The sequence below is a fragment of the Stenotrophomonas sp. YJH_SMC_120 genome (assembly GCF_059368675.1).
This window is the reverse complement of sequence record NZ_JCAFRY010000009.1, coordinates 14495-39917: the sequence shown is the minus strand read 5'-3', so window position 1 is coordinate 39917 and position 25423 is coordinate 14495. Positions and strand designations below refer to the sequence as shown.

Here is a 25423-nt window from a genome sequence, read left to right as displayed (position 1 = left end):
AGAAGTACGAAAGAGCGAACATCAGTAAAGAAAACGAAACGGTCAAGTCAGCGACGGCGGGCGAGCACGCGCAGGCGCACGTAGTCGGCCAGCGGCTGGCCGGCGGCATTGCGCGGCAGCTCGGCCAGCAACGCGGTGGCGGCCTCGCGCACGGTGGCGCGCGCCTCGGCCGGCAGGTCGTCCAGCAGTGGTGCGGCGAAGACCCGCAGCCAGCCGGCCACGCCGGTCGGCAGTGCGGTCGGGCGCGGCGTGCACTCGATCAGTTGCACCTGGAAGCCATGCTGGCGCAGGCGGTCGGCGTAGGCATCGGCCGTCGGGAAATACCACTGGAAGGTGCTGGCGCCATGGCCGTGGGCCACACGCGCGGCCTGTACCGCCGCGATGATCGTGGCCACGTTTCCGTGGCCACCGAATTCGGCGACAAAGCGGCCGCCGGGGCGCAGGGCGCGGCGCACGCCTTCCAGCACGCGGTCCGGAGTCGTCATCCAATGCAGTGCGGCATTGCTGAACACTGCATCGAACTCGCTGTCGAACGACAGCGCGTGGCCGTCCATCACCTGCGCGTCGACACCGCGTGCGCGGGCGGCGACCACCAGTTCCGGCGAAGCATCCACACCGTGGATGCGTGCGCCGCTCAGCGCCAGCTCGGTACTGAGTACGCCATCGCCACAGCCCAGGTCGAGGATGCGCTCACCGGCGCGCGGGTCGAGCAGGCGCGATACCGCGCCGCCGAGCAGCGGCACGAAGCCGGCATCGATCGCATAGTCCTGGGCGTTCCACTGCTGGCCAGCGGCGCTGGCCGGGGTGGGGATGTCGAAGGCGCTCATGGCGGGGTCCTCAGGCGGTGGCGGCGGTGGCAACGTCGGTGTTGCTGTGGGCGGCAGCCTGGCGCTGGCGCAGCAGGCGGTTGGCCACATCCAGCCAGGCCAGCGCGGAGGCTTCGATGATGTCCTTGCTGGTGCCGGTGCCGTCGTACTCCACACCCTCGTGGCGTACGCTCAGATTGGCTTCGCCGCGCGCATCGGCGCCGATGCCGACGCTGTGCACGTGGTAACTGTCCAGCATCAGCTGCACGCCGGTGGCGGCCGACAGTGCGCCGAACAGCGCATCGACCGGGCCGTCGCCCTGCGCGGTCTCGGCCACGCGGTTGCCGTCCGGGTCGGACAGTTCGACCAGTGCGTTGGCGCGGCTGCCGACATCGCTGATGGTCATCGAGGCCAGGCGGTAGCCCTGTGCGTTGGAACCACCCTGCATCAGCGTCTGCAGATCGGCATCGGTGACCACGCGCTGCTGTTCGCACAGGCCCTTGAACTGCTCGAACACCAGCTTCAGTTCGTCTTCCTCCAGCCAGAAGCCCAGCGCACGCAGGCGCGCTTCAACGGCGGCACGGCCACTGTGGCGGCCCAGCACCATCTGCGAATCCTCCCAGCCCACGTCTTCCGGGCGCATGATTTCGTAGGTGCCGCGGTGGCGCAGCATGCCGTGCTGGTGGATGCCCGATTCGTGGGCGAACGCATTGGCGCCGACGATGGCCTTGTTGCGCTGCACCGGCATGCCGACCAGGCGCTGCAGCAGCTGCGAGGTACCGACGATGCGCGGGGTGTTGATCGAACTGTCCTGCTCGTAGAAGGCCTGGCGCACCTTCAGCACCATCGCGATCTCTTCCAGCGAACAGTTGCCGGCGCGTTCGCCGATGCCGTTGATGGTGCACTCGACCTGGCGTGCACCGCCTTCGATGGCGGCCAGCGAGTTGGCCACGGCCAGGCCCAGATCATTGTGGCAGTGCGCGCTGAAGATCACGTTGGTCGCGTTCGGTACATCTGCGACGCCGGCGATGACCTGCTGGAACATCGCGCGGATTTCTTCCGGCGTGGTGAAGCCGACGGTGTCGGGCAGGTTGATGGTGGTGGCGCCGGCAGCGATCGCCACGCGCGCGACTTCGATCAGGTAGTCCAGCTCGGTACGGGTGGCATCCTCGGCCGAGAATTCGACATCGTCGATGTACGAGCGTGCCAGCGATACATGCTTGCGTACCGATTCCAGCACCTGCTCGCGGGTCATCCGCAGCTTGTGCTCACGGTGCAGCGGGCTGGTCGACAGGAACACATGCAGGCGCGGGTTGGCCGCGGCTTCCAGTGCGCGTGCCGAGGTCTCGATGTCGGCCTGCAGGCAGCGCGACAGCACTGCCAGGGTCAGGCTCGGGCGGCGCAGTTCGCGGCCGATCAGTGCCATCGCCTCGCGGTCGGACTGCGAGCTGGCCGGGAAGCCGGTCTCGATGATGTCCACGCCCAGTTCGTCCAGCGCACGCGCCATCACCAGCTTCTGCGGCGGGCTCATGCTGCAGCCGGGGGACTGCTCGCCGTCACGCAGGGTGGTGTCGAAGATGCGGATGCGCGGGGTGGTAATTCGTTCGATGGTGGTCACAGGGAAATCTCCTCGACAGCGGGCGTTGCGGCTTGCAGGTGGGAAGGGGAAGGCATGGGGGAGGGCGGCGCGCTGGCCTTGGCGGGCGAGCGGGGTGTTTCGCTGCGCCGTCGCCGTGGCTTGCGCGGCGGGCGCGGTCGGATGTCGGTAAGCAGGCCGGCCAGCACGCCGGCATCGATGTTCCCGCCGGACACCACCGCGCACTTGCGGCGGCCCGCGACGCGGCGGCCAGCGGCCAGCGCCAGCGCGCCGGCACCCTCGGCAATGATGTGTTCTTCCAGTGCCAGCCGGACCAGGGTTTCGCGCAGTTCGGCTTCGCGCACGATCACCACATCGTCCAGCAGCGAGGTGCACAGGCGACGGGTCAGGAAGCCGGGGATCTTCACCCGCACGCCGTCGGCCAGCGAGGCGACGGGTGCGATCTCGCGCACGTCGCCGCGGATCGCGCGTGCCATCGAATCAACGCCTTCCACCTGCGCGCCGACCACGCGCACGCCCTGTGATTTCAGCGCCAGGGCCACGCCGGAAGCCAGGCCACCGCCACCGATCGGCACGATCACCACGTCCGGCGCGTGCGCGGCCAGCTCGATGCCGACCGTGCCCTGGCCGGCGATCACGTCGGCATCGTCGAACGCGGACAGGAAGCGGTAGCCGTGGCGCTGCGCCAGTTCGACCGCGAAGGCGTAAGCCTCGTCATAGCTGTTGCCGTGCTGGCGCACGGTCGCGCCCCAGTGGGCGACGCCGGCGATCTTGGTGGCGGGTGCACCATGCGGCATCACAGTGATGGCCGGCACATCCAGGCGATAGGCGGCCCAGGCCACGCCCTGGGCGTGGTTGCCGGCCGAGGCGCAGATCACCGGCCGGGTGTCGCCGCGTTCGCGGCCGGCCAGCAGTGCATTCAATGCGCCGCGCACCTTGTAGGAACCGGTACGCTGCAGGTTCTCCAGTTTCAGCCAGGTACCGAAGCGTTCGGCGTGGTGCAGCGGGGTGGGCGGCAGGAAGCGGCGCAGGCGGGCCTGCGCTGCCAGGACGTCGGCGACGCTTACGTCGCCGACATCGCTTTCCTGGCTGGTGTCAGCGGCCGGCATGGGCCACCAGCGCGGTGCGGAAGACCGCCGCATGCGGGCACGGACGGCGAAGAAGACGCCTCCGTACCGGCACCGTGGTCGCTACGGTACGGGTGTTCATGGCGATACTCCTTCCACGGCGGTGACCTGCACGGACACGCAGTCGTAGATCTTCTCGATCTGCCGGCACAGCGTTTCCGCCGGGCGCTGGCCATCGACGACCAGCTGCAGGTGCCAGCGGCCATCGTCGGTGGCCACCGGCGCACCGCTGATCGCACGCGGCGCAAAGCCGCGGCGTTCGGCCATGCCGATCACGCGCAGCAGCGCGCCTTCGGCCGGGTGCAGCACCAGGTCAAGCCGGTATTGCATTGGGGGTCTCCTGGCGGGCGTGGGCGGGATTGCTTTCCAGCATCGTGCTGTTGGCGGTGTTCGGCGGCACCAGCGGCCACACGTTGGCGCGTGCATCGATGGCCACGTGCAGCAGCGCCGGGCCGGGCTCGGCCAGCAGCGCGGCCAGGCCGCCTTCCACGTCGTCGCGGTTGTCGATGCGGGTGGCGGCAATGCCGAACACCTGCGTCAGGGCTACGAAGTCCGGGTTGTCGGACAGGTCGATCTCGCTGTAACGCTCGGCGAAGAACAGTTCCTGCCACTGCCGCACCATGCCCAGCGAACTGTTGTCCAGCAGCACGATCTTCACCGGCAGGCGGCAGCGGGCGATGGTCGCCAGCTCCTGCACGTTCATCATGAAGCTGCCGTCGCCGGACACCAGTACCACTGTGCGCTCCGGGCAGGCGAACTGCGCACCCATCGCCGCTGGCAGGCCGAAGCCCATCGTGCCCAGTGCGCCACTGGTCAGGTGGTTGCGGGGGTGGTTGAAGCGGCAGTGCTGGGCCACCCACATCTGGTGCTGGCCGACATCGCAGGCGATCACCGCATCGGCCGGGGCCAGCTCGCTCAGTCGCTTCAGCAGCGCCGGGGCGTAGATGTGCTGGCCCGGTGCGTCGTAGCGGGCGGCGAAGCGATCGCGGTGCTGCGCACAGCGCTTGCGCCACGCGTCCTGGTGGGCCCTGGGGGAGGGGAAGGCCGCACGCAGGGCGCGGATGGCGTGACCGACGTTGCCAGGCACGGCGATGTCGGCAGTGCGCAGCTTGGAGATCTCGTAGGCGTCCGCATCGATGTGGACGACGCGGGCGAATGGCGCGAACTCGGCCAGCTTGCCGGTCGCGCGGTCGTCGAAGCGCGCGCCCAGCACCAGCAGCAGGTCGCTTTCCTGCACCGCCATGTTGGCCGCGCGGGTGCCATGCATGCCCAGCATGCCCAGCGACTGCGGATGGTGGGCCGGCAGTGCACCGAGGCCGCGCAGGGTCATCACGGTGGGGATGGCACTGGCCTCGACGAAGTCGCGCAGGTCCTGCACGGCATCACCCAGGGCGATGCCGCCACCTGCGTAGACCACCGGCTTTTCGGCCGCCGCCAGCGCGGCGATGGCCTCGGCGATGGCGGCCTCGGCCGGCGCCGGCGGCGGTTCGACGCTGCTGGGCACATGCGCCGGCAGATGGCTGGCATCGGCCAGTTGCACATCCTTGGGCAGGTCGATCAGCACCGGGCCGGGGCGACCCTCACGGGCAATGCGGAACGCATCGGCCACCACGCGCGGCAGGTCATCGACGCTACGCACCAGCCAGCTGTGCTTGACGATCGGCATCGTCAGGCCGAACACATCCAGTTCCTGGAAGGCGTCGGTGCCCAGCAGCGGCGTGCCGACCTGGCCGGTGATGCAGACCATCGGTACCGAATCCAGCATCGCATCGGCAATGCCGGTGACCAGGTTCGAGGCGCCCGGGCCGGAGGTGGCCACGCAGACGCCCACCTGGTTGCTGGCGCGGGCGAAGCCGTTGGCGGCCAGGGCCGCGCCCTGCTCATGGCGTACCAGGATGTGCTTCAGTGACGAATCCACCAGCGCGTCGTAGAACGGCATGATGGTGCCACCGGGATAGCCGAACAGCGTGCGGACGCCTTCGGCCTCCAGCGCCTGGGTCAGCCAGCGCGCGCCGTTGGGCGGCGCGCTGCGATGTGTCGAAGAGTTCATGGGGGAACCTTGCAAAGCGGGTGGGGGAGGGCCGCGTGGTTACGCAGCCTGTCCTTGCAACCAGACCATCTTGGCGCGCAGTTCCTTGCCCACCTTCTCGATCGGGTGCTCCAGGTCGGCCTGCTTGAACCTGTTGTAGTTCGGCAGGCCCGCTTCGTACTCGGCCACCCAGTTCTTGGTGAAGGTGCCGTCCTGGATGTCCTTCAGCACCTCCTTCATGCGTTCCTTGGTGCCGGCATCGATCACGCGCGGGCCGCTGACGTAGTCGCCGTACTGCGCGGTCTCGGAGATGAACTCCAACATGCGCGAGATACCGCCTTCATAGAACAGGTCCACGATCAGCTTCAGTTCGTGCAGCACTTCGTAATAGGCGATCTCCGGCTGGTAGCCGGCTTCGACCAGGGTCTCGAATCCGGCCTGCACCAGCGCCGAGGCACCGCCGCACAGCACCGCCTGCTCACCGAACAGATCGGTTTCGGTTTCTTCCTTGAAGGTGGTCTGGATCAGGTTGGCGCGCGCACCGCCGAGGCCGGCGGCATAGGCCTGCGCATGCTGCGCGGCCTTGCCGCTGATGTCCTGGTAGACCGCCCAGATGCACGGCACGCCACGGCCGATCTCGTACTCACGGCGCACCAGCGCGCCGGGGCCCTTCGGCGCGACCAGCACCACGTCCAGGTCGGCACGCGGCTCGATCATCCCGTAATGCACGTTCAGGCCATGCGCGAACAGCAGGCATGCACCCTGTTTCATGTTCGGCGCCAGCACGTCGTTGTAGAGCTTCTTCTGCACCATGTCCGGGGTCAGCACGGCAACCAGGTCGGCGTCCTTCACGGCCTCGGCGGGCGCGATCACGGTGAAGCCATCGGCCTGCGCCTTGGCTTCGGTCGGCCCACCCGGACGCAGGCCTACCACCACGTCGAAGCCGGATTCGCGCAGGTTCAGTGCGTGGGCGCGGCCCTGGCTGCCGTAGCCGATGACGGCGATCTTGGTCTGGGGCAGGTCGTTGGTGCTCATGGGGGAGGTTCCTTGCGGTGGGAAGAAAAAAGAACGGCCGGTCGTCGAGGTGACGTGCCGGCCGGTCAGGGGAAAGCGGTGGAGGAGGCGCCGCGCATCGCACAGGCACAGCCACCACAAGGCGTGGTGGTGCAGGTCCGGGTTGTGCGATGAGCGTTGGTCATGGTGGTTGCGTCTGAAACCAGGTTCTGAAATGAAAAAACCCGCACCGGGGCGGGTGCGGGTTTTTGAAGAGTTCCGGTGTGTGTGTTGCTTACACGCTGGCTCGTCCCGCACCTGTTGGTTGGGTAATAAGTACGAGCACAAGAATCGAACGCAGCGAGGCGGCGCCGGTGTCGGCGGCTTCGATGTGGGTTCGCGGTGGCGTGTTGTGATGCAACATGTGATCGAGAGAAACACAGCCATTTCGGCGGTGTCAACCCTCGCGACGGATTTTCTATCGGTTTCCGCTGCATCCAGCGCAATTGCTTGCGGCACAAGGATGGTTGCCGCTGAAAGTGTTTCGGTGAACCCGAATTCACTCCTTTCGGGGCGGTTTTTGCGCGGAATCCGGTGGATTTTTCCGCCCAAGGATCAACGTCCATGACGTCTGTCCGATACCGCTTGAAGGCCGCACCGGCGAAGATCGGGGAACCACCCGTCCATCGGAACCCGACCGTGTCCCGACGCCTTGCCCGTTCCCTGCTCGCCGCCGCCGTATTGGCTGCCGTACCGGCGCTGTCCTTCGCCGCCGACCGCATCACCGGCCACACCTTCGCCACCCGTTCGGAGGTGATCGCCCCGCATGCGATGGCCGCGACCTCGCAACCACTGGCCACCCAGATCGCGCTGGACGTGATGAAGGGCGGCGGTTCGGCAGTGGACGCGGCGATTGCCGCCAACGCCGCGCTCGGCCTGATGGAGCCGACCGGCAACGGCATCGGCGGCGACCTTTTCGCCATCGTGTGGGATCCGAAGACGCAGAAGCTCTACGGCTACAACGGCTCGGGCCGCTCGCCGAAGTCGCTCACCCTGGCCGAGTTCCAGCGCCGTGGCCTGAAGGACATCCCGGCCACCGGTCCACTGCCGGTGTCGGTGCCGGGTGCCGTCGATGGCTGGTTCGCGCTGCACGACCGCTTCGGTCGCAAGCCGATGGCCGACAACCTGGCGCCGGCCATCCGCTACGCCCGCGAGGGTCACCCGGTGGCCGAGGTGATCGCCTACTACTGGGACCGCTCGGTGCCCAAGTTGTCGCAGTACCCGGGCTTCAAGGAGCAGTTCACGATCAACGGCCACGCCCCGCGCAAGGGCGAGATGTGGAAGAACCCGAACCTGGCCAGCACCCTGCAGAAGATCGCCGACGGTGGCCGCGACGCCTTCTACAAGGGCGAGATCGCCCACACCATCGGCGACTACTTCAAGGCCAACGGTGGCTACCTGAGCTACCAGGACATGGCTGACCATCATGGCGAGTGGGTCGAACCGGTCAGCAGCAACTACCGTGGCTACGACGTCTGGGAACTGCCGCCGAACAGCCAGGGCATCGCCGCACTGCAGATCCTCAACGTGCTGGAAGGCTACGACTTCTCGAAGATCCCGTTCGGTTCACCGGAACACGTGCACCTGTTTGTCGAAGCGAAGAAGCTGGCCTTTGCCGACCGTGCGCGTTTCTACGCCGACATGGCGTTCCAGCCGGCACCGGTGCAGAAGCTCATCTCCAAGGAGTACGCCGCGCAGCGTCGTGCGCTGATCTCGATGGACAAGGCGTTGAAGGAAGTGCAGCCGGGCACCCCGAAGCAGCTGGAGGAGGGCGACACGATCTACATGACCGTGGCCGACGCCGACGGCATGATGGTTTCGCTGATCCAGTCCAACTACCGTGGCATGGGCAGCGGCATGGCACCGCCCGGTCTGGGTTTCATCCTGCAGGACCGCGGCGAGATGTTCGTGCTGCAGAAGAACCATCCCAACGGCTACGCGCCGGGCAAGCGCCCCTTCCAGACCATCATTCCGGCCTTCATCACCAAGGGCGGCAAGCCGTATGCCAGCTTCGGCGTGATGGGCGGCGCGATGCAGCCGCAGGGCCACGCGCAGATCGTGATGAACCTGGTGGACTTCGGCATGAACCTGCAGGAAGCCGGTGATGCACCGCGCATCCAGCACGAAGGCTCGACTGAACCGACGGGTCAGGCCACGGCGATGACCGATGGTGGTGAAGTGAATCTGGAAACCGGCTTCCCGTACGAGACCGTGCGCGCGCTGATGCGCAAGGGGCATCGCATCGTGTTCGCCGATGGGCCTTATGGCGGGTACCAGGCGATCATGCGCGATCCCGAGACCGGGGTGTACTACGGGGCTTCGGAGAGCCGCAAGGACGGGCAGGCGGCGGGGTATTGAGGTTTCCCGGCCAACGGGCTGAGCCCCCTCTGCGGTGGTGGTTCGTGGAAGCGGGATCATGTGATTGGGCCGGGCGGGTGGGCTGTTCGGGGGACGCCGTGAATCCCTCCCTGGAGGCTTGGCAGCCGCATCCATGCGGCTGACACCCCCGCCCAGCCCACCCGCCCGGCCCCTGACAGTTTCCGTGGCCGCCACCGCAGGAAGAAAAGGAAGAAGATCAAAAGCAAAGGCAACAGCAACAGCCGCGCGCTGTGGGTTGGGGTCGGATCCGTTTTCCGAAGGAAAACGGATCCGACCCCTTCTTGTTTTCCGATACACCTCATCCACGCATAGCGTGGAAAACCCACCGTCACACGGAAACTGTCGGGGGTGGGGCGGCGTGGGCTGGCAGGACCGTTGGCGCCATGGGCCCGAGGCATGCCTCGGGCGGGTTGGGCAGGATGCCCAACCCCGGTCTTGCCATGTGCGCAGGACAGCGCACACGAGCAAGGCGCCATCGAGCCCCCAGGGATGGGTTTACGGCGTGTCCTGCCAGCCCACACCGCCCCGCCAAACTAGCAGCAACCCAGAGCTGCTTTTGAGGTTGCTGTTGTCGTTGCTTGAGAAAAGCGGTGCAGCCGCAGGCTGCAAAACAACCCTCAATCCTGATCGTGCGCGCGCGCCGCCTCGGCCTGCGTCTCCTCCTGCGCCGCCATCTCGCGTGCGATCCACGCATCGATCATGTGCCGCTGGCGCTGCGCCTGCCGTCGCTCGCGGGTGTACTCCTGGTCCAGCACCCGATACAGCGACACCATCACAAGAAGCATCAGCAGCGCGAACGGCAGCGCAGCGATGGTGATCATGCCCTGCAGCGCCTCCAGTCCCCCTGCCAACAGCAAGGAACCCGCCACGAGCGCAATGCCGACACCCCACGCCACTTTGTGCTTGCGCAATGGCTCGCCCGCGTCGTCCGTGGACATGCTGGCCAGCACAAGTACCGCAGAATCAGCCGAGGTCACGAAGAAGATCATCAGTAGCACCAGCGCAATGCACGACAGCAGCAACGGCAGCGCCATGCTGTCGAACATGGTGAACAGCACCGTTTCATAGCCGTTGCCCAGTGCCTGCAGCAGGTCGGCCTGGCCGAAGATCTGCATCCAGATCGCGGTGCCACCGAACACCGAGAACCAGAAGAAGCCCAGCAGCGTTGGTGCCAGCACCACGCCGATCACGAACTCGCGAACGCTGCGCCCGCGCGAGATGCGCGCGATGAACGAACCGACGAACGGTGCCCAGGAAATCCACCAGGCCCAGTAGAAGATCGTCCAGTCCGCGACCCAGGTGCTGGACGAGAACGGTGACATGCGCAGGCTCATCGTCACCAGCTGGTTGAGATAGGAGCCCAGCGTCGTGGTGAACGTGTTGAAGATCGCGCCAGTCGGGCCGAGTACCAGCACCAGCGCCAGCAGCAGCGCCGCCAGTGCAAGGTTGAAGTTGGACAGCCATTTCATGCCGCGGCCGACGCCGCTGAGCGTGGACGCCATGTACAGAACGAAGGCCACCGCAATGATCGTCAACTGCAGCGGAACGCCCGCCTGCACGCCGAATACGCGTTCCACGCCGGCTGCGATCTGCACCGTGCCGAAGCCCAGTGCTGTAGCCACGCCAACCGCAGTGGCGACGACAGCGGAGATGTTGACCACATGCCCGATCCAGCCACGATGGTGACGTCCGATGATCGGTTGCAGCATGTCGCTGATCTGGCCACGGCCGTTGCGGTTGAATTGGAACCAGGCCATTGCCAGGCCGATCAGCGCATAGATGGCCCACGGGTGCAGGCCCCAATGGAAGAACACGTAGCGCATGGCAGCACGGGCAGCGTCCATGCTTTCGGGTGCCAGCCCTTCCGGCGGCTTGCTGAAATGCGAGATGGGCTCGGCCGCACCCCAGAACACCAGGCCGATGCCCATGCCGGCGGCGAACAGCATCGACATCCAGCTGGCACGCGAGAACTCGGGTTCGGCGTCCTCGCCGCCGATGCGCAGGTTGCCGAAGCGGCCGAACGCCAGGTACATCAGGAACACCAGCGCCAGGAACACCACCAGCAGGTACAGCCAGCCGACACTGCGGATGACTTCTGCCAGCATCGACTGGACCACTGTGTTGAAGGGGCCGGGGGCGATACCGGCGAGCAGCACCAGCAGCAGAACCAGTGCGATGGAAACGCGAAACACCATGAAGGAGCTTCTCCGATCAAGGGGGATTGAGGGGAGCGAGCAGAGCTTGCGGCGAAGGGCCGGCGGCATGCAGCACGGACCGGGCAGGGGCCGCGAAGGCGGCGGGGAACGCATCGATCTCAGCGACGCGATGGCGTGCACGTTACTGAACGCGACGTCATGGTTCCGTTAACGAATGGCGACCTGGTCCCGGTGGCGGGCGGTCTATGCTCTAATGCGCACCAAGAAGCGGGGGTACCGGGCCATGTGGCCACGGTTGAGACAGTCCCTTGGAACCTGATCCGGCTCATACCGGCGTAGGGAAGCTTTGCAATGCAGCCGTGCCCGGACTCCGCCCAAGGACCGTCCGTGCGCGGGTGCCGTGCGCCGCCGCTTCGTCCCTGACCTTCCTGGACGATGCCCGATGAACGCACAGCTCTCCGCCCTGCAGCAACAGGCCCAGCAACTCTCCGCATCCGTGACCCGGCCCATTCCCGGCTCGCGCAAGATCCACGTGCCTGGTTCACGCCCGGATCTGCAGGTGCCGATGCGCGAGATCGCGCTGACCCGTACGCCGACGTTGTTCGGCGGCGAAGAGAATGCGCCGGTGACCGTTTACGACACGTCGGGCCCGTACACCGACCCGGAGGTGCGCATCGATCTGTCCGCCGGTTTGCCGGCGCTGCGTCGCGACTGGGTGGAAGAGCGTGGTGATACCGAGCAGCTCGAAGGACTGAGTTCTTCGTTCGGCCGCGATCGCGAGCATGACCCGAAGCTTGACGCGGTGCGTTTCCCCGCGCGCAGCCTGCCACGCCGTGCACGTGCCGGTGCCAACGTCACCCAGATGCATTACGCGCGCCGCGGCATCATCACGCCGGAAATGGAATTCGTCGCCATCCGCGAGAACCAGCGCCTGGACGCGATCCGCGATGCGGGCCTGCTGCAGCAGCACCCGGGCGAGGCCTTCGGTGCGTCGATCCAGAAAGTCGTCACCCCGGAGTTCGTGCGCGACGAGATTGCACGTGGCCGTGCGGTGCTGCCCAACAACATCAACCATCCGGAAAGCGAGCCGATGATCATCGGCCGCAATTTCCTGACCAAGATCAACGCCAACATCGGCAACAGCGCGGTGTCTTCCGGCATCGCCGAGGAAGTGGAGAAGCTGGTGTGGGCGATCCGCTGGGGCGGTGACACGGTGATGGACCTGTCCACCGGCAAGCACATCCACGAGACGCGCGAATGGATCATCCGCAACTCGCCGGTGGCGATCGGTACCGTGCCGATCTACCAGGCCCTGGAGAAGGTTGACGGCCGCGCCGAGGCACTGACCTGGGAGATCTTCCGTGACACCCTGATCGAGCAGGCCGAGCAGGGCGTGGACTACTTCACCATCCACGCCGGCGTGCTGCTGCGCTACGTGCCGCTTACCGCCAAGCGTGTTACCGGCATCGTCAGCCGCGGCGGCTCGATCATGGCCAAGTGGTGCCTGGCGCACCACAAGGAGAACTTCCTCTACACGCATTTCGAAGACATCTGCGAAATCATGAAGGCCTACGACGTGACCTTCTCGCTGGGCGACGGGCTGCGCCCGGGTTGCATCGCTGATGCCAACGACGCGGCGCAGTTCGGCGAACTGGAAACGCTGGGTGAACTGACGAAGATCGCCTGGAAACACGATGTGCAGACCATGATCGAAGGCCCCGGCCACGTGCCGATGCAGCTGATCAAGGAAAACATGGACAAGCAGCTGCGCGAATGCGGCGAAGCGCCGTTCTACACGCTGGGGCCGCTGACGACCGACATCGCGCCGGGCTACGACCACATCACCAGTGCGATCGGCGCGGCGATGATCGGCTGGTTTGGCACGGCCATGCTCTGCTACGTGACGCCGAAGGAGCACCTGGGCCTGCCCAACCGCCAGGACGTGCGCGACGGCATCATGGCTTACCGCATTGCCGCGCACGCGGCCGACCTGGCCAAGGGTCATCCGGGCGCGCAGGTACGCGACAACGCGCTGAGCAAGGCGCGCTTCGAGTTCCGCTGGGAGGACCAGTTCCACCTGGGCCTGGATCCGGAAAAGGCCAAGGAATTCCACGACGAAACGCTGCCGAAGGACGCGCACAAGCTGGCCCACTTCTGCTCGATGTGCGGACCGCACTTCTGTTCGATGAAGATCACCCAGGACGTGCGCGATTACGCCGAGGCCGGCATGAAGGAGAAGTCGCAGGAGTTCCGTGCTGGCGGGGCCGAGGTCTACCGCCAGGGGTGACGGGTAACGGGTAGTGCCGGCCGCCGGCCGGCATTCCGTCGTGCACGGGACCTGGGAGAGTGCTGGCCAATGGCCGGCACTACCGTTCATCACGCCGCGCCCGGCTATCCTCCGCGCATCGCCCAGGGGAAAGGACGCCATGCCCGTTGCCACGACCACCCGCTGGCTGGCCATCGCCCGCCGCCATCCTTCGGCCTGGCTCCTGGCCGCCCAGTTGATCGCGGTACTGCTGTATCCCGCCCTCGATGACACCGCCGCTGGCCGGGCGGCGCTGGGCATGTTCGGCATGGCGGTACTCGGCCTGGCGCTGTGGGTGGTCCAGCGCAGTCCGCTGGGCACGTGGCTGGCATTGCTGCTGGCCATTCCATCGGTGGTGTTCTCGCTGGCTGGCGCCCTGCTGGACCGCAGCGCGCTGCTGACCACCGCGCAGCTGCTGGAAAGCCTGCTGTACTTCTATACGGCCGGGGCATTGATCGCCTACATGCTGCAGGACCATCGAGTAACACGCGACGAACTGTTCGCAGCCGGGGCAACCTTCACCCTGCTGGCCTGGGGGTTCGCCTTTGCATTCGCGGTGTGCCAGCAGTGGTATCCAGGCAGTTTCCAGGGTGCGACTGCTGGCCCCGAGCGCAGTTGGATGGAGCTGCTTTATCTGAGCTTCAGCTTGTTGTCCGGAGTTGGATTGAGTGACGTCGTGCCGTTGCACCCGCAGGCACGGGCCCTGGTGATGCTCGAACAGTTCGCAGGCGTCATGTATATCGGCCTTGTGGTGTCGCGTCTGGTCGGGTTGACCATGCTTCGGCGCATGTGAAAATGAACGCCAGATAAAAATTTCGCGCCCAAAAGGGCGCGAATGGTGATGCAGATTATGTGAATGCGTCGGCGAGAGAGAGCCTGAGTGTCGACCCCGTCATAGGCGGGGTAACCGGCTTAGGCTAATATCCGGGGGCGTTATTGTTTTTGCGGTATGCGCCGATGCTTTGTGCGGAATCTGGCTTTTCGATGGCCCTGTCCAGGGACGGTGGGGACGGTATTGCTGGTGAGCCCTGCCCAGGTCCCGTCCCTACTGTATAGCCGAAAATGAACAGCAGCGAACTCACGCCCATTGACGCCGACCGCGTGCAGGTCGGCGACTGTGTCATTACCTTGTCCTCGCGTGAGGTCGAGGTTGAAGGCGCGCGCCGTCCGCGGCGGCTGACGCCGAAAGCGCTGGGCGTACTTCGCGTGTTGATGCGGCAGCCTGGGCGCGTGGTCACCCGTGAAGAGCTGTTTGCCGAGGTCTGGCCCGATACGTTGCCGACCAATGACGTGCTGACCCAGGCCGTCACCCAGCTGCGCAAGGCGTTCGCCAACGACGACGACAATGGCCAGGCCTACATCGAGACCATCGCCAAGAGCGGCTATCGGCTGCTGGTACCGGTGCAGGCGCTGGACGACTTCGAGCCGGTGGCGGAAGTGGATGCGGTGGCCGTTGCGGATGTGATGCCGTCGCCGGACGGTGCCGGCACGATTCCGGCGCTGGCCGTGCCTGCAGCGCCTTTACGCCGGCGCGGCTGGCGCCAGCTGCGCCGCCAGCTGTTGTGGGTGCTGGGTGTGATGATGCTGGCCGCGCTGCTGGTCATGGCCACATTGTTGCTGCGGCGCGGGCCGGAGCCGAGTTCACCGGTGGATGCAGCGGTCGAGAACGGCGTGCGGGTGATCGGCAGCCCGCAGCGTCCCTATCGCCTGATCACCGCTACCAGTGGTTTTGAAACCTATCCCACACTTTCGCCGGACGGCTCCCAGGTTGCCTACGAAGGCGCCAACGAGGATGGCGCCGGAGGTGGTGTGATCAAGGTGCAGACCTCGGGCAATGCGCCGGCCCGGCAGCTGGCGCTGCCGCCCAAGGGGGCCAGTGACCGTTTCCCGAGCTGGTCACCGGACGGGCGCGAGATCGCTTTTGCCCGCTTTGGAGCCGACGGCGGTTGCCAGGTGCTGATCGCCAGTGCCACTGGCGGCGGCGTGCGCCAGGCGACCCGTTGCGATGGAACCGAGCTGCTCAGCTTCGACTGGACACCGGATGGCCGCGGCCTGGTCTTTGGCAGCATGGTGGGCCGCTACGCCCATCGCGGCATCCGTGTGCTCGACCTGGCCAGCGGCCAGTGGCGGGCGTTGGACTACGCGGTCGATCAGGATGATTTTGACTACGCGCCACGCTACTCGCCCGACGGCAAGTGGCTGGTGTTCGTGCGCAATCCACAGATGGGCGACCTGTGGCGGATGCCGGCCGGAGGCGGTGAGCTGGAGCAGTTGACCAACGAATCCGCCGAACAGCGTGGCTGGGCCTGGCTGGGCGATGGGCGCAGCATCGTGTTCGGCCGGCGCGTGGACAGCGAGGTGCGGTTGTACTACCTGGACGTGGAGCGCCGCACCTTGCGTGATGCCGGCCTCGACGACGCACAGTGGCCTGCGGTGTCGCGCCACGGCGACGTGCTGGCCTTCGTTCACCGCCGTGCCCAGTTCGGCGTGTTCAAGGTGCCGATGGCCGGCGGCAGCGCCGAGCGGCTGTTCGCGTCCAGTGGGCGCGACGGGCAGCCGATGGCGGCGCCCGACGGTCGCCAGCTGGTCTTCACCTCCGATCGTTCCGGCAGTTTCGCGCTGTGGTGGGCGGACATGCAGCGGCCCGACTCACTGCGACCGATCGAGGGCCTGCGTCCGGAGGGGCGGCAGGCGCCGGACTGGTCGGCCGACAGCCGCCAGCTGCTGGTGGTCGGGCGTGACGAGCATGGGCGTACCGTTGTCTACGAGATCGCCCCGCGCGACGAGCACCTGCAACCGCTGCCGGTTCCAGTGGATCAGCCGCTGCAGGCCCTGTACGGGGCAACCCCGGAGCAGCTGCTGGTAGTCGAGCGCGATGCAGAGCAACGCACCCGGTTGAGCCTGTTCGATCGCAGCGTGACCCCCTGGCGCCGCCTGGCCAGTATCGACGGCGTCTCCCAGGCGCGTTTCGATCGGGGCGATGGCCGCGTGCTGTTCACACGCCTGGCGTCCGGCGGCTTGTGGTCGGTGGATGCGGCACTGTCCCCGGCCAGCGTGCAGCAGGTCAGTGAAGACCGGCCCAGCCGATGGCGCTATCGCACCTGGACGGTGGCGGGCACCGGAGGCATCGGGTATCTCGGCAACTCGACCGAATGCGGTACGACCTTGATCCATATCCAGGCCGGCACCGAAGCCCCCGAGCGCTGCCTGGACCGGCAGCGGCTCAGTGCGGGCAACGGCATCAGTGCCAGCGCCGATGGCCGGGATCTGTACGTCGCACTGGCGGTCAGCGATGGTGCCGACATCGGCGTCATGCAGCTGCCCCGGTCGGCGCCGGCACTGTTCCCGGCCTTTCTCAAGTCGTTGATCCTGAAGAAAAATATCTCTTCGTGATTTTTTCGTGGAGTTCTCGCCGCGAATTCGTGGCGATCTCGGCGGATTTTCCTGACGGGCTGACGCCTGATTAGGCAAAACGGAAGCCTGTATCAGGCAAACCCGTGGTGCCCCATGCGTCAACTCTCGCTGGCCGATCGTGGCCAAACCGTCTCCCTCGACAAGGCGCTGGACGATCTCGCGCCGACCTGCATGGGCGTGGCCCGGCTCGGCAGCCTGCAGACGGCAGGGTCAAGCTTCACTGTCTGGCTGCAGGTGAGGGGCAGTTCCTGGGTGGAAGCCAAGGAAGGGCGTTTCCGCCTGCGCCATGGTGAGTGGATTGCCTTCGAGAAGGAGTCGCGCCCATTGGTGCAGGCCGGCCGTAACGGACTGTGCGTGGGCCTCAGCCTGACTGCGGAGGCGATGCGGGTGCTGTCCGAGATGGCCGACTGCGGCCTGTATGCCGGTCGTGGTCGCATGAGCCGCGGCGACGCCCGCGTTGCCCTGCGCCTGTGGCGCGACGCGCTCGACAGCGGCCTGCCAGCGCAGGCGCTGCGCCCGCTGTTGTTGCACCTGGCCGGCCTGCAGCGTGACCTGGCCGACAACGTACAGCGCTGCCCCGGTCGCTCACGCAGCCGCAAGCGCCAGGTGTTCGGCCGCATGCAGCGCGCCCGTCTCTATCTGGAGGGCAACAGCCACCGCGTGGTGCGGATCGGCGAGCTGGCCGAGCTGACCAACTTCTCCAGCTGGTACCTCTCCAAGACCTTCCAGAGCCTGTATGAAGAGAGCCCCCAGTCGCTTTCGGCACGGTTGCGCCTGGAGCGGGCCGCCGATCTGCTGCGCGACACCGACATGATGGTGGGCGAGGTCGCCGCGGCCAGCGGATTCGACAACTGCTGCAGCTTCGCGCGGGCCTTCCGCGCCCGTTACGGGCAGTCTGCCTCCCGGTTCAGGGAAAACGGCGGCTTGCTCCCGCCACACTCTGCAAAGTCTACGGTTGGGTCGCGCAAATACAGCATCGCAACGCAATCGTAACGTGCTGGAGCGTTTTAACACGCTACTAACACGTACCTTGGAGAGATTGATGAACGTTCGCACCCCTGCCGTGCGGCTGGGCCTGCTGCCCGCCGGCATCGCGCTGGCGCTGGCACCGGCATTTGCTTCCGCACAGGAAGCCAGTGCCCCGACCACCCTTGATCGCCTGGAAGTCACCGGCTCCCGCATCCGCTCGGTGGATGTGGAAACCTCCCAGCCGGTCCTCACCGTAAGCCATGAGGACATCCAGCGTTCGGGCCTGGTCAGCGTCGGCGACCTGCTGCAGAACCTGTCCGTGGCGGGCACCCAGACCTTCAGCAAGGCGGCCGTGCTGGCGTCCAACCCGGAACAGGGCGGCCAGTACGTCAGCCTGTACAACCTGGGTGAGCAGCGCACGCTGGTGCTGGTCAACGGCAAGCGCTGGAGCACCAGCCTGGCCGGCTTCACCGACATGTCGACCATCCCGACCTCGCTGATCGAGCGCATTGAAGTCCTGAAGGACGGCGCCTCGGCGATCTACGGTTCCGACGCCATCTCCGGCGTGGTCAACATCATCCTGCGCAAGAACTTCGACGGCGCCGAGGCCAGTGCCTACTATGGCCAGAACAGCCACGGCGACGGTTCCAAGACCCAGTACAGCCTGACCCTGGGTGCCAGCGGCGAGCGCTCCTCGATCGTGTTCGGCGCGAACTACATCAAGGAAGATCCGGTGTGGGCCAAGGATCGTGGCCTGACCAAATACTCCTATGGCCAGGGCCACAAGGAAGACGGTCTGAGCCCGGCTGGCCCGTGGGGTCGTTTCACCGATCCGCGTGCCGAAGGCACCGCCGGTGCTGGCGAATACAACAAGGCTGGCAAGTGGGTCCCGAACACCTGGGTGGTCAACCACACCGGTTCCTGGGACACCCCGGTCGGCGTTGGCCAGCCGTCGAACAACTTCAACAACTACCACCTGATTGGTCTGGACGACTACTACAACGCCTCGCAGCAGATGATGCTGAACCAGGGCGCTGAGTCGAAGACCATGTTCACCTCGGCCAGCTACGACATCAACGACAACCTGCGTCTGAAGTCGACGGCGATGTACTCCGAGCGCGATTCCAAGCGCCAGATCGCCGGCTACCCGCTGACCGGCACCTCGCAGCCGCAGTTCCCGGTGGCGATCAGCAAGGACAGCATCTACAACCCGCTGGGCAACTGGGCCAACCCGGGCGCCGGCGTTGACATCGGTGGCTGGGGCCGTCGTATCTTCGAACTGCCGCGCATCACCCAGAACAACGTCAAGTCGCTGCACTTCGACGCGGCCCTGGAAGGCAACTTCGACTTCAACAACCGTCCGTTCGACTGGGATGTGGGCATCAACTACAACCAGTTCGACGTGACCCAGACCAGCTCGGGCAACATCAACCTGCTGGCCCTGAAGAACGCCCTCGGCCCGTCGTTCATCAACGCCAATGGCGTCGCCCAGTGCGGCACCGCTGCCAACCCGATCGCGCTGGGCACCAGCCCGGGCAGCTGCGTTCCGTTCGACCTGCTGGGCGGCGCCAGCGCCGCGACCCCGGATGCGCTGAAGTACATCAACACCCTGCTGAACTCGACCGGCCAGAGCAAGAGCAAGCAGTACTTCGCCAACATCACCGGTTCGCTGTTCGACATGCCGGGCGATGCGGGCGAGTTCGCCTTCGCTGCCGGTTACGAGCATCGCGAAGTGTCGGGCTACGATCACCCGGACGCACTGTCCTCCTCGGGTTACACCACCGAGCTGGCCGCGCAGCCGACCGAAGGCAAGTACAAGACCAACGAGTTCTACCTGGAACTGATGGTGCCGCTGCTGCGTGACCTGCCGGGTGCCAAGGAGCTGTCGCTGGATATCGCCAGCCGCTACTCGGACTACGACAAGTTCGGCAACACGGTCAACAGCAAGTTCAGCGTGACCTGGAAGCCGATCGACGACCTGCTGGTGCGTGCGACCTACGGCGAGGGCTTCCGTGCCCCGACCCTGGACGACACGTTCGGTGGTGGTTCGCAGACCTTCGACAAGTTCACCGATCCGTGTGATGCCGTGTTCGGCCAGCGCAGCAACCCGGCCGTTGCAGCCCGTTGCGGTGCTGAAGGCCTGGCGTCCGACTTCCGTCAGACCGACGCTGCCGGTCGTCCGATCAGTGCCCGTGACACCCAGGGTAACAACCCGTTCAACTCGGGTGTGGGCAACGACAAGCTGCAGCCGGAAACCAGCAAGACCCGCACCGCGGGCCTGGTCTGGAGCCCGAGCTTCGTCAGCGGCCTGAACGTCTCGCTGGACTGGTACAAGATCACTGTCGACAACGTGATCACCGCGCTGTCGGCGAACTACGTGCTGAACCAGTGCTACCAGAACGGTGTGCAGGCCTTCTGTGACCAGTACAGCCGTGGCGACGTCGCCAACGGCCAGCAGGTCACCGGCCTGAGCCGCGGCAACGCGAACCTGGGCTCGCTGGAAACCGAAGGCTACAACTTCGGCGTCCGCTACCGCATGCCGGAATACAGCTTCGGTACCCTGTCGTTCAACCTGGACACCAACTACCTGACCAGCTTCCGTCAGCAGGCCACCAAGGGTGCTGCATGGGATGACTACGCAGGCTACTGGAACTACCCGCGTGTCCGCGGCACCCTGGCCAGCACCTGGACCAAGGGCGACCTGTCGGCCACCTGGACCATGCGTTACTACGGCGGCTTCCGCGACTTCTGCTACGACCAGGAAAATGGCCTGGAGTGCAACCAGCCGGATTACTACACCGAGAACGGTGGCTGGAGCGGTGGCCTGGGTGCCAACAAGAAGGGCGCGATCGTCTATCACGACATCTCGGCCACCTGGCAGGCCCCGTGGAACGGCAGCGTGACCGTCGGTGCCCGCAACGTGTTCGGCAAGACTCCGCCGATCACCTACGCGGTGACCAACGCCAGTGCCGTGCAGCTGGACCCGATGCTGGATTACGACCGCTTCCTGTTCATCCAGTACAACCAGCGCTTCTGATCCATCGAAGCCTGAAGGCAAGACGAGGAGGGCGGGCCGCAAGGCCCGCCCTCTTTGCGTTTGGCAGAGCCGGGTCGGGAAACTCTGAATCGGGCGGTTCAGCGACAGGGGTCACGCTTGTCGCAACTGGACCGCTGGTAGGTTCGCAGAGGTCCATTCCGGACCAAGGAGAGCGCGAAATGAACAACGCGATGCCACGTATGTTTGCTGCTGCAGTTCTCGCCGTCCTGAGCCTGGCCGGCAGTGTGTCGGCCGGTCCGCTGGTGTGTGCCAATGGCCGTTATTGCGCGGAGGTGCGCAGCAACTGCATCAAGGCCGGTGAGGATGCGGCGTACTGCCAGTTCCTGTTCGAGCGCTGCGTGTACGACCACTGCGCGCAGCCCTGATGCAACGAAGGCGCGTCCCTGCGGACGCGCCTTCATCGTGTGGATTGCCGGTGGAGCTCAGGCTTCGCTCGGCGTAAGCCCCATCAGGCTGTTGGCATGTTCGCGCCACTGCGGCAGCTTGTTGAGCACGCCCGCGCGCTGCAGATAGTCCTCATCCACCGGGTCGCCGTTGACCAGCGCCAGGGCCACATGCACCGCACCGGTCACCCAGAAGCTGCGGGTGTTGGCGCGCTGCGGCTGCAGGTGGAATGCCACCGCTTCGATGATCGGCATCGGCAGGCCCCACAGCCCCAGCAGGTAGGCACCGGCTTCGGCATGGCCCGGTCGGGTATCACCGGCCAGCGATGGCTCGGTGCGCTCGTTGCGTACGCCGGGCAGCAGCAGGCCGATGTCGGCCAGCAGTGCCGCGGTTGCGCCCAGTTCGGCACTGGATTCGGGCAGCAGGCGTGCGGCCAGGCGCGAGGCGAGCAGGGCGCGCTGCTGCAGCGAGTTGCGTTCGGCAGTCGACAGCGTCGGCGCCGAGAACACTTCACTGGCCAGCACCAGGTCACGCAGCGTGGCCAGGCCCAGCCGGGTGACCGCAGTACGCAGGTCGGCAATGGTGCGGCCCTGGCTGAAGAACGCCGAGTTCGACAACTGCAGCACCTTGGCGGCGATGGCCGGATCGGCGGCCACCAGCTTGGCGACGTCGGCGCTGTCGGCGTCGTCATCATGCTCCAGCGCCTGGGTCAGGCTCAGGTACAGGTGCGGCGGCGACGGCAGTTTCTCGATGCGGCCGATGGCATCGCGCAGGCGCGGGCTGTCCAGCACTTCGCGCAGCTCTTCCAGGCTGGTCAGCGCTTCCAGCAGTACTTCCGGTGCCAGTGGCAACGGCAGGAAACGGTGAGCGACACCGATCAGGCGTGCCGGCGGCGGCCGGTTGCCATGCTGTGCGTCCACCAGCGCGATGCGGATGGTTTCCGGACGCAGGGTCCTGATCTGGCCGAGCAGCGTGGTGGCATTGAGGTCCGGCAGCTGCGGGCAGACAATCACCGCGTCCACGCCCTGGGTGGCAACCGCGGTCATCGCGGTCTGGCCATCGGTGGCGGTCAGCGGCTGCCAGTCTTCCCCAAGATCGGCAATGAATTCGGTCAGCTCAGCCGGCAGGCTGGCTGCATCCCCAACAAGCAGAATACGCACGACACATTCCCCTGGCTGTCTCGACGATGGATGTCGATGACGTGTGAAGTGACGCAATTTACCTAATACGGCAGCAAGAGTGATGTGCCGTCATCATGAAACGTGACCCGCATCGCTCCGGCAGGGTACCGCCGGAGCGATCCGGTTCAGGCTCAGGCCTTGCTGTCGAGGTGGCGCTGGTGCGCCTCGATCAGGATCTGCTTGGCCTCAGCGGCGCCGCCCCAACCGTCCAGCTTGACCCACTTGCCCTTCTCCAGGTCCTTGTAGTGCTCGAAGAAGTGGCCGATGCGCTCCAGCCAGTGGCTGGACACCTGGGCGATGTCTTCAACGTGGGCGTAGCCACTGAAGATCTTCGAGACCGGCACGGCCAGGATCTTCTCGTCGCTGCCCGCTTCATCGCTCATCTTCAGCACGCCGACCGGACGGCAGCGCACGACCGAGCCCGGCACCAGCGGCAGCGGCAGCACCACCAGCACGTCGGCCGGATCGCCGTCGCCGCACAGGGTGCTCGGCACGTAGCCGTAGTTGCAGGGGTAACGCATCGGGGTGGACAGGATGCGGTCGACGAAGATCGCGCCGGTTTCCTTGTCCACTTCGTACTTCACCGGCTCCGAGTCCTTCGGGATCTCGATGATGACGTTGATTTCTTCCGGCGGGTTCTTGCCGGGCGAGACGAGTTCCAGACCCATGGTCGTGCTCCAGGTGGGGGATATAGACGGATAGCCCCCCATTTTATGCCTTTGCCGGGCGCTGTGCAGAGGGAGGGGCTGACCGCTGCGTGGGGCAGGGACCCACGTGGCAGGCCGGGGTTGGCTGATAGGGCCGGCCGGTGCGGGGGCGCAGGCTGGAACGACCTTGCCAAGGAGTCCGCCGATGAAAGTGTCTGCCCTGCCGTTCGCCCTGTTCTGCATGCTGCTGGTTGCGCCGTTGGCCCAGGCCTCTCCTTACGTCGACCTGATCGACTACCCGCGGCAGGAAGCCAACTGGGACCGCTTCTTTGCCCTGGAGGGACGTCTGCAGTACGGGTTCGATGCGATCTGCGGCGATACCTTCTGCGAAGGCGAGTACAGCGATATCCGCGCCCTGCGCCTGCGCTGCTCGGTGGACGCGGTGCGCGGCACGGTGCATGAGTGCCTGTGGGCATTTGCCGCCAGTGACCTGGCTGTGTGGCGGCATGACGGTGCGATCGTCGCCCGGCAACCGACCTGGCTGTGCCGCCTGCCGCTGGAGCCTGGCACACCGGTGGAAGCCTTCCATGCCGCGCTCGCCGCCCGCAATCCACTGCATGACCCGTTGCCGGGGACCTCGCGGAGCGTCTATGACGGGCTGACCGGGTGCATCCATTGATGCGAACGTGACTGATTCTCATTAACGGAGTAGCATGCGCGGCGCCTTCCGTCTGTCGTCCCGGTTCCGCGCATGTCCTCCAATGCCGCCTCCCTCACCGAACTGCTGATCCGCGAGCGGCCTGCGCTGTTGCGCCGGGTGCAACGCATCCTGGGGGGCGACAACGGCGCCGAGGACGTGATCCAGGCGGTGTGGTTCAAGGCGCGTGGTGTCGATGACAGCCAGGCCATCGACAATCCGCGTGCCTACCTGTACCGGCTGGCCGCCAACCTGGCCACCGACCACGGCCGCGAATCGACCCGGCGCAACCGCCTGCTGGCCGACCACTACCTGTGGGGAGCGGACGAGGTCATCTCGACCGAGGAACAGGCCATGGCCCAGGACGAGCTGCAGCGTGTCCTGGATGCGGCCGGACACCTGCCGGAGCCGACTCGCACCATCTTCCGGCTCAACCGCCTGCAGGGCCTGACCCAGGCCGAGATTGCCCGCCGCCTCGGGGTGTCGGTGACCACCGTTGAGAACCATGTGCGCACCGCGTTGCAACGCCTGGCCTGGGCGCGCAGCGGCCGATGATCGCCCCGGCTTGGGGCTGGCCCTCGCTGAAACGTCTTGATCACTGGACCGTGGATGCGGTCTAGTTCCCCCGCCCGCGCTTGAATGCGCCTGTCCGCCAGCCGATGAGCCCGCCGAGCACGCTGCCCGCCGCCAATGACGATGCCCTGGCCGAACAGGCCCGGGGCTGGATTGCGTGGCTGGCCTCGGGTGACATCGGCGAGGGGCACATGCACGAGTTCGAGCGCTGGCTGGCAGAGCCGGGGCACCGCCGGGCCTTCGAGCACGAGCGCACGCTGTGGCGCAGCGTCGGGCCACGCCCGCTGGCCCGGTGTGCCGAACGCCGCCGCCCGCATCGAATGCGCTGGGCGATGGCCGCTGCAGCTGTGCTGGCGATGCTGGTGGCATGGCCGGAGGCCTGGTTGCGGCTGCAGGCCGACCATCGCAGCTCGCACGTCGTGCAGAACGTAACGCTGCCCGATGGCAGCCGCGCAGTGCTGGATGCGGACAGCGCGATCGCCGTGCGCTTCGATGCGCACGCACGCGAGGTCGAGCTCCTGCGCGGGCGCGTCTGGTTCGAGGTCAGCCCGGATGCGCAGCGGCGTTTCAGCGTGCGTGCCGGCAATGGCGTGGTTGAGGACATCTCGACCGCGTTCACCGTCGCGCGTGGCGATGACGGGGTGGAAACCCAGGTCGGGCAGGGCAGGGTGCGTGTGGCCAGCCCGGCCGACGGTGGCTGGACCTACCTGCAGGCGGGCCAGCGTGCCGTCTATGGCGAGCGCAACGGCGTGACGCGTCTGCAGGATGTGGCGGCCGACAGCGTGGGCGCGTGGCGCCAGGGCGAGCTGCTGCTGGAGCAGGCCAGCGTCGCCGACGCCGTGCAATGGGTGGGGCGCTATCGTGCCGGCCCGACGTTCGTGCGCGGTGATCTGTCGCGATTGCCGGCGATCAGTGCGGCGCTGCGCATCGATCGCCCGGAACAGGCGCTGGACGCGTTGGCGGCGACGGCAGGTCTGCAGGTCACCCGCCTGCCGCTCGGCGTCGCCATCATCCATCAGTAGATCCACGCCATGCGTGGATGATGTTC

Annotated in this window: 19 protein-coding genes and 1 riboswitch; of the genes, 10 read left to right on the top strand and 9 right to left on the bottom strand. The window is 66.3% G+C overall.

Features of this window, described 5'->3' with window-relative positions; genetic code table 11:
- Nucleotides 1–47: 47 nt before the first annotated feature.
- The 6 genes from AC5P60_RS12470 to ilvC form a co-directional block, all read right to left on the bottom strand.
- On the bottom strand, nucleotides 48–827 hold the full coding sequence (locus AC5P60_RS12470) for a class I SAM-dependent methyltransferase (RefSeq protein ID WP_033835633.1): 780 nt from the start codon (nucleotides 825–827) through the stop codon (nucleotides 48–50).
- 10 nt (nucleotides 828–837) lie between these two features.
- Nucleotides 838–2424: a 2-isopropylmalate synthase gene (locus tag AC5P60_RS12465; protein ID WP_483693606.1), complete on the bottom strand. Its 1587-nt coding sequence runs from the start codon at nucleotides 2422–2424 to the stop codon at nucleotides 838–840.
- Nucleotides 2421–3512, bottom strand: coding sequence for a threonine dehydratase (locus AC5P60_RS12460; protein ID WP_033835631.1), 1092 nt, complete (start codon nucleotides 3510–3512; stop codon nucleotides 2421–2423). The genes AC5P60_RS12465 and AC5P60_RS12460 overlap by 4 nt, the downstream gene beginning before the upstream one ends.
- Before the next feature lie 96 nt (nucleotides 3513–3608).
- Nucleotides 3609–3860 (bottom strand): ACT domain-containing protein, encoded by a 252-nt coding sequence (locus AC5P60_RS12455; RefSeq protein WP_049453141.1) that lies wholly within the window; start codon nucleotides 3858–3860, stop codon nucleotides 3609–3611.
- Nucleotides 3844–5580: an acetolactate synthase 2 catalytic subunit gene (gene ilvG / locus AC5P60_RS12450; RefSeq protein WP_483693605.1), complete on the bottom strand. Its 1737-nt coding sequence runs from the start codon at nucleotides 5578–5580 to the stop codon at nucleotides 3844–3846. The genes AC5P60_RS12455 and ilvG overlap by 17 nt, the downstream gene beginning before the upstream one ends.
- 39 nt (nucleotides 5581–5619) lie before the next feature.
- Complete coding sequence (gene ilvC / locus AC5P60_RS12445; RefSeq protein WP_005410945.1) at nucleotides 5620–6594, bottom strand: ketol-acid reductoisomerase; 975 nt, start codon at nucleotides 6592–6594, stop codon at nucleotides 5620–5622.
- A 657-nt stretch (nucleotides 6595–7251) separates the two neighbouring features.
- Here ilvC and ggt point away from each other — a divergent pair.
- Nucleotides 7252–8970, top strand: coding sequence for a gamma-glutamyltransferase (gene ggt / locus AC5P60_RS12440; protein WP_033835650.1), 1719 nt, complete (start codon nucleotides 7252–7254; stop codon nucleotides 8968–8970).
- A gap of 638 nt (nucleotides 8971–9608) precedes the next feature.
- Here the strand turns inward: ggt and AC5P60_RS12435 are convergent.
- Complete coding sequence (locus AC5P60_RS12435; RefSeq protein WP_033835628.1) at nucleotides 9609–11186, bottom strand: BCCT family transporter; 1578 nt, start codon at nucleotides 11184–11186, stop codon at nucleotides 9609–9611.
- Between the two features lie 220 nt (nucleotides 11187–11406).
- A riboswitch (TPP riboswitch) is annotated at nucleotides 11407–11507 on the top strand.
- Between the two features lie 82 nt (nucleotides 11508–11589).
- Between AC5P60_RS12435 and thiC the strand changes: the two genes are divergently transcribed.
- The 6 genes from thiC to AC5P60_RS12405 all read left to right on the top strand — a co-directional run bounded on the left by thiC (nucleotide 11590) and on the right by AC5P60_RS12405 (nucleotide 21258).
- The gene (gene thiC / locus AC5P60_RS12430) at nucleotides 11590–13434 is read left to right on the top strand and encodes a phosphomethylpyrimidine synthase ThiC (RefSeq protein ID WP_483693604.1); all 1845 of its coding nucleotides are present in this window, start codon (nucleotides 11590–11592) and stop codon (nucleotides 13432–13434) included.
- Nucleotides 13435–13573: 139 nt separating this feature from the next.
- The gene (locus AC5P60_RS12425) at nucleotides 13574–14245 is read left to right on the top strand and encodes an ion channel (protein WP_005410941.1); all 672 of its coding nucleotides are present in this window, start codon (nucleotides 13574–13576) and stop codon (nucleotides 14243–14245) included.
- Between the two features lie 269 nt (nucleotides 14246–14514).
- On the top strand, nucleotides 14515–16845 hold the full coding sequence (locus tag AC5P60_RS12420) for a winged helix-turn-helix domain-containing protein (protein ID WP_483693603.1): 2331 nt from the start codon (nucleotides 14515–14517) through the stop codon (nucleotides 16843–16845).
- 114 nt (nucleotides 16846–16959) lie between these two features.
- The gene (locus tag AC5P60_RS12415) at nucleotides 16960–17859 is read left to right on the top strand and encodes a helix-turn-helix transcriptional regulator (protein ID WP_005414398.1); all 900 of its coding nucleotides are present in this window, start codon (nucleotides 16960–16962) and stop codon (nucleotides 17857–17859) included.
- A gap of 49 nt (nucleotides 17860–17908) precedes the next feature.
- Complete coding sequence (locus AC5P60_RS12410; RefSeq protein ID WP_005410938.1) at nucleotides 17909–20872, top strand: TonB-dependent receptor plug domain-containing protein; 2964 nt, start codon at nucleotides 17909–17911, stop codon at nucleotides 20870–20872.
- A gap of 179 nt (nucleotides 20873–21051) precedes the next feature.
- Nucleotides 21052–21258, top strand: a complete 207-nt coding sequence (locus AC5P60_RS12405; protein WP_005410937.1) for a hypothetical protein — start codon at nucleotides 21052–21054, stop codon at nucleotides 21256–21258.
- A gap of 57 nt (nucleotides 21259–21315) precedes the next feature.
- Here the strand turns inward: AC5P60_RS12405 and AC5P60_RS12400 are convergent, their stop codons facing one another.
- Both AC5P60_RS12400 and ppa read right to left on the bottom strand, forming a co-directional pair.
- Nucleotides 21316–22437, bottom strand: a complete 1122-nt coding sequence (locus AC5P60_RS12400; RefSeq protein ID WP_005410936.1) for an HDOD domain-containing protein — start codon at nucleotides 22435–22437, stop codon at nucleotides 21316–21318.
- A gap of 152 nt (nucleotides 22438–22589) precedes the next feature.
- Complete coding sequence (gene ppa / locus AC5P60_RS12395; protein WP_005410935.1) at nucleotides 22590–23126, bottom strand: inorganic diphosphatase; 537 nt, start codon at nucleotides 23124–23126, stop codon at nucleotides 22590–22592.
- Between the two features lie 184 nt (nucleotides 23127–23310).
- On the opposite strand from ppa, the gene AC5P60_RS12390 reads away from it, so the two are divergent.
- The 3 genes from AC5P60_RS12390 (at nucleotide 23311) to AC5P60_RS12380 (ending at nucleotide 25397) form a co-directional block, all read left to right on the top strand.
- Entirely contained in the window at nucleotides 23311–23784 is a 474-nt protein-coding gene (locus tag AC5P60_RS12390; RefSeq protein WP_483693602.1) for a hypothetical protein, read from the top strand.
- Nucleotides 23785–23856: 72 nt separating this feature from the next.
- A complete protein-coding gene (locus AC5P60_RS12385) occupies nucleotides 23857–24357 on the top strand; it encodes an RNA polymerase sigma factor (RefSeq protein WP_005410933.1) in 501 nt (166 codons plus the stop codon).
- Nucleotides 24358–24461: 104 nt separating this feature from the next.
- The gene (locus tag AC5P60_RS12380) at nucleotides 24462–25397 is read left to right on the top strand and encodes a FecR family protein (RefSeq protein ID WP_483693601.1); all 936 of its coding nucleotides are present in this window, start codon (nucleotides 24462–24464) and stop codon (nucleotides 25395–25397) included.
- Nucleotides 25398–25423: the final 26 nt, after the last annotated feature.

Bases quoted from the DNA above. Each gene is read 5' to 3' on its own strand.
- AC5P60_RS12470 (WP_033835633.1), bottom strand. From the start codon at position 827: ATGAGCGCCTTCGACATCCCCACCCCGGCCAGCGCCGCTGGCCAGCAG.
- AC5P60_RS12460 (WP_033835631.1), bottom strand. From the start codon at position 3,512: ATGCCGGCCGCTGACACCAGCCAGGAAAGCGATGTCGGCGACGTAAGC.
- AC5P60_RS12455 (WP_049453141.1), bottom strand. From the start codon at position 3,860: ATGCAATACCGGCTTGACCTGGTGCTGCACCCGGCCGAAGGCGCGCTG.
- ilvG (WP_483693605.1), bottom strand. From the start codon at position 5,580: ATGAACTCTTCGACACATCGCAGCGCGCCGCCCAACGGCGCGCGCTGG.
- ilvC (WP_005410945.1), bottom strand. From the start codon at position 6,594: ATGAGCACCAACGACCTGCCCCAGACCAAGATCGCCGTCATCGGCTAC.
- AC5P60_RS12435 (WP_033835628.1), bottom strand. From the start codon at position 11,186: ATGGTGTTTCGCGTTTCCATCGCACTGGTTCTGCTGCTGGTGCTGCTC.
- thiC (WP_483693604.1), top strand. From the start codon at position 11,590: ATGAACGCACAGCTCTCCGCCCTGCAGCAACAGGCCCAGCAACTCTCC.
- AC5P60_RS12425 (WP_005410941.1), top strand. From the start codon at position 13,574: ATGCCCGTTGCCACGACCACCCGCTGGCTGGCCATCGCCCGCCGCCAT.
- AC5P60_RS12420 (WP_483693603.1), top strand. From the start codon at position 14,515: ATGAACAGCAGCGAACTCACGCCCATTGACGCCGACCGCGTGCAGGTC.
- AC5P60_RS12415 (WP_005414398.1), top strand. From the start codon at position 16,960: ATGCGTCAACTCTCGCTGGCCGATCGTGGCCAAACCGTCTCCCTCGAC.
- AC5P60_RS12410 (WP_005410938.1), top strand. From the start codon at position 17,909: ATGAACGTTCGCACCCCTGCCGTGCGGCTGGGCCTGCTGCCCGCCGGC.
- AC5P60_RS12405 (WP_005410937.1), top strand. From the start codon at position 21,052: ATGAACAACGCGATGCCACGTATGTTTGCTGCTGCAGTTCTCGCCGTC.
- ppa (WP_005410935.1), bottom strand. From the start codon at position 23,126: ATGGGTCTGGAACTCGTCTCGCCCGGCAAGAACCCGCCGGAAGAAATC.
- AC5P60_RS12390 (WP_483693602.1), top strand. From the start codon at position 23,311: ATGAAAGTGTCTGCCCTGCCGTTCGCCCTGTTCTGCATGCTGCTGGTT.
- AC5P60_RS12385 (WP_005410933.1), top strand. From the start codon at position 23,857: ATGTCCTCCAATGCCGCCTCCCTCACCGAACTGCTGATCCGCGAGCGG.
- AC5P60_RS12380 (WP_483693601.1), top strand. From the start codon at position 24,462: ATGAGCCCGCCGAGCACGCTGCCCGCCGCCAATGACGATGCCCTGGCC.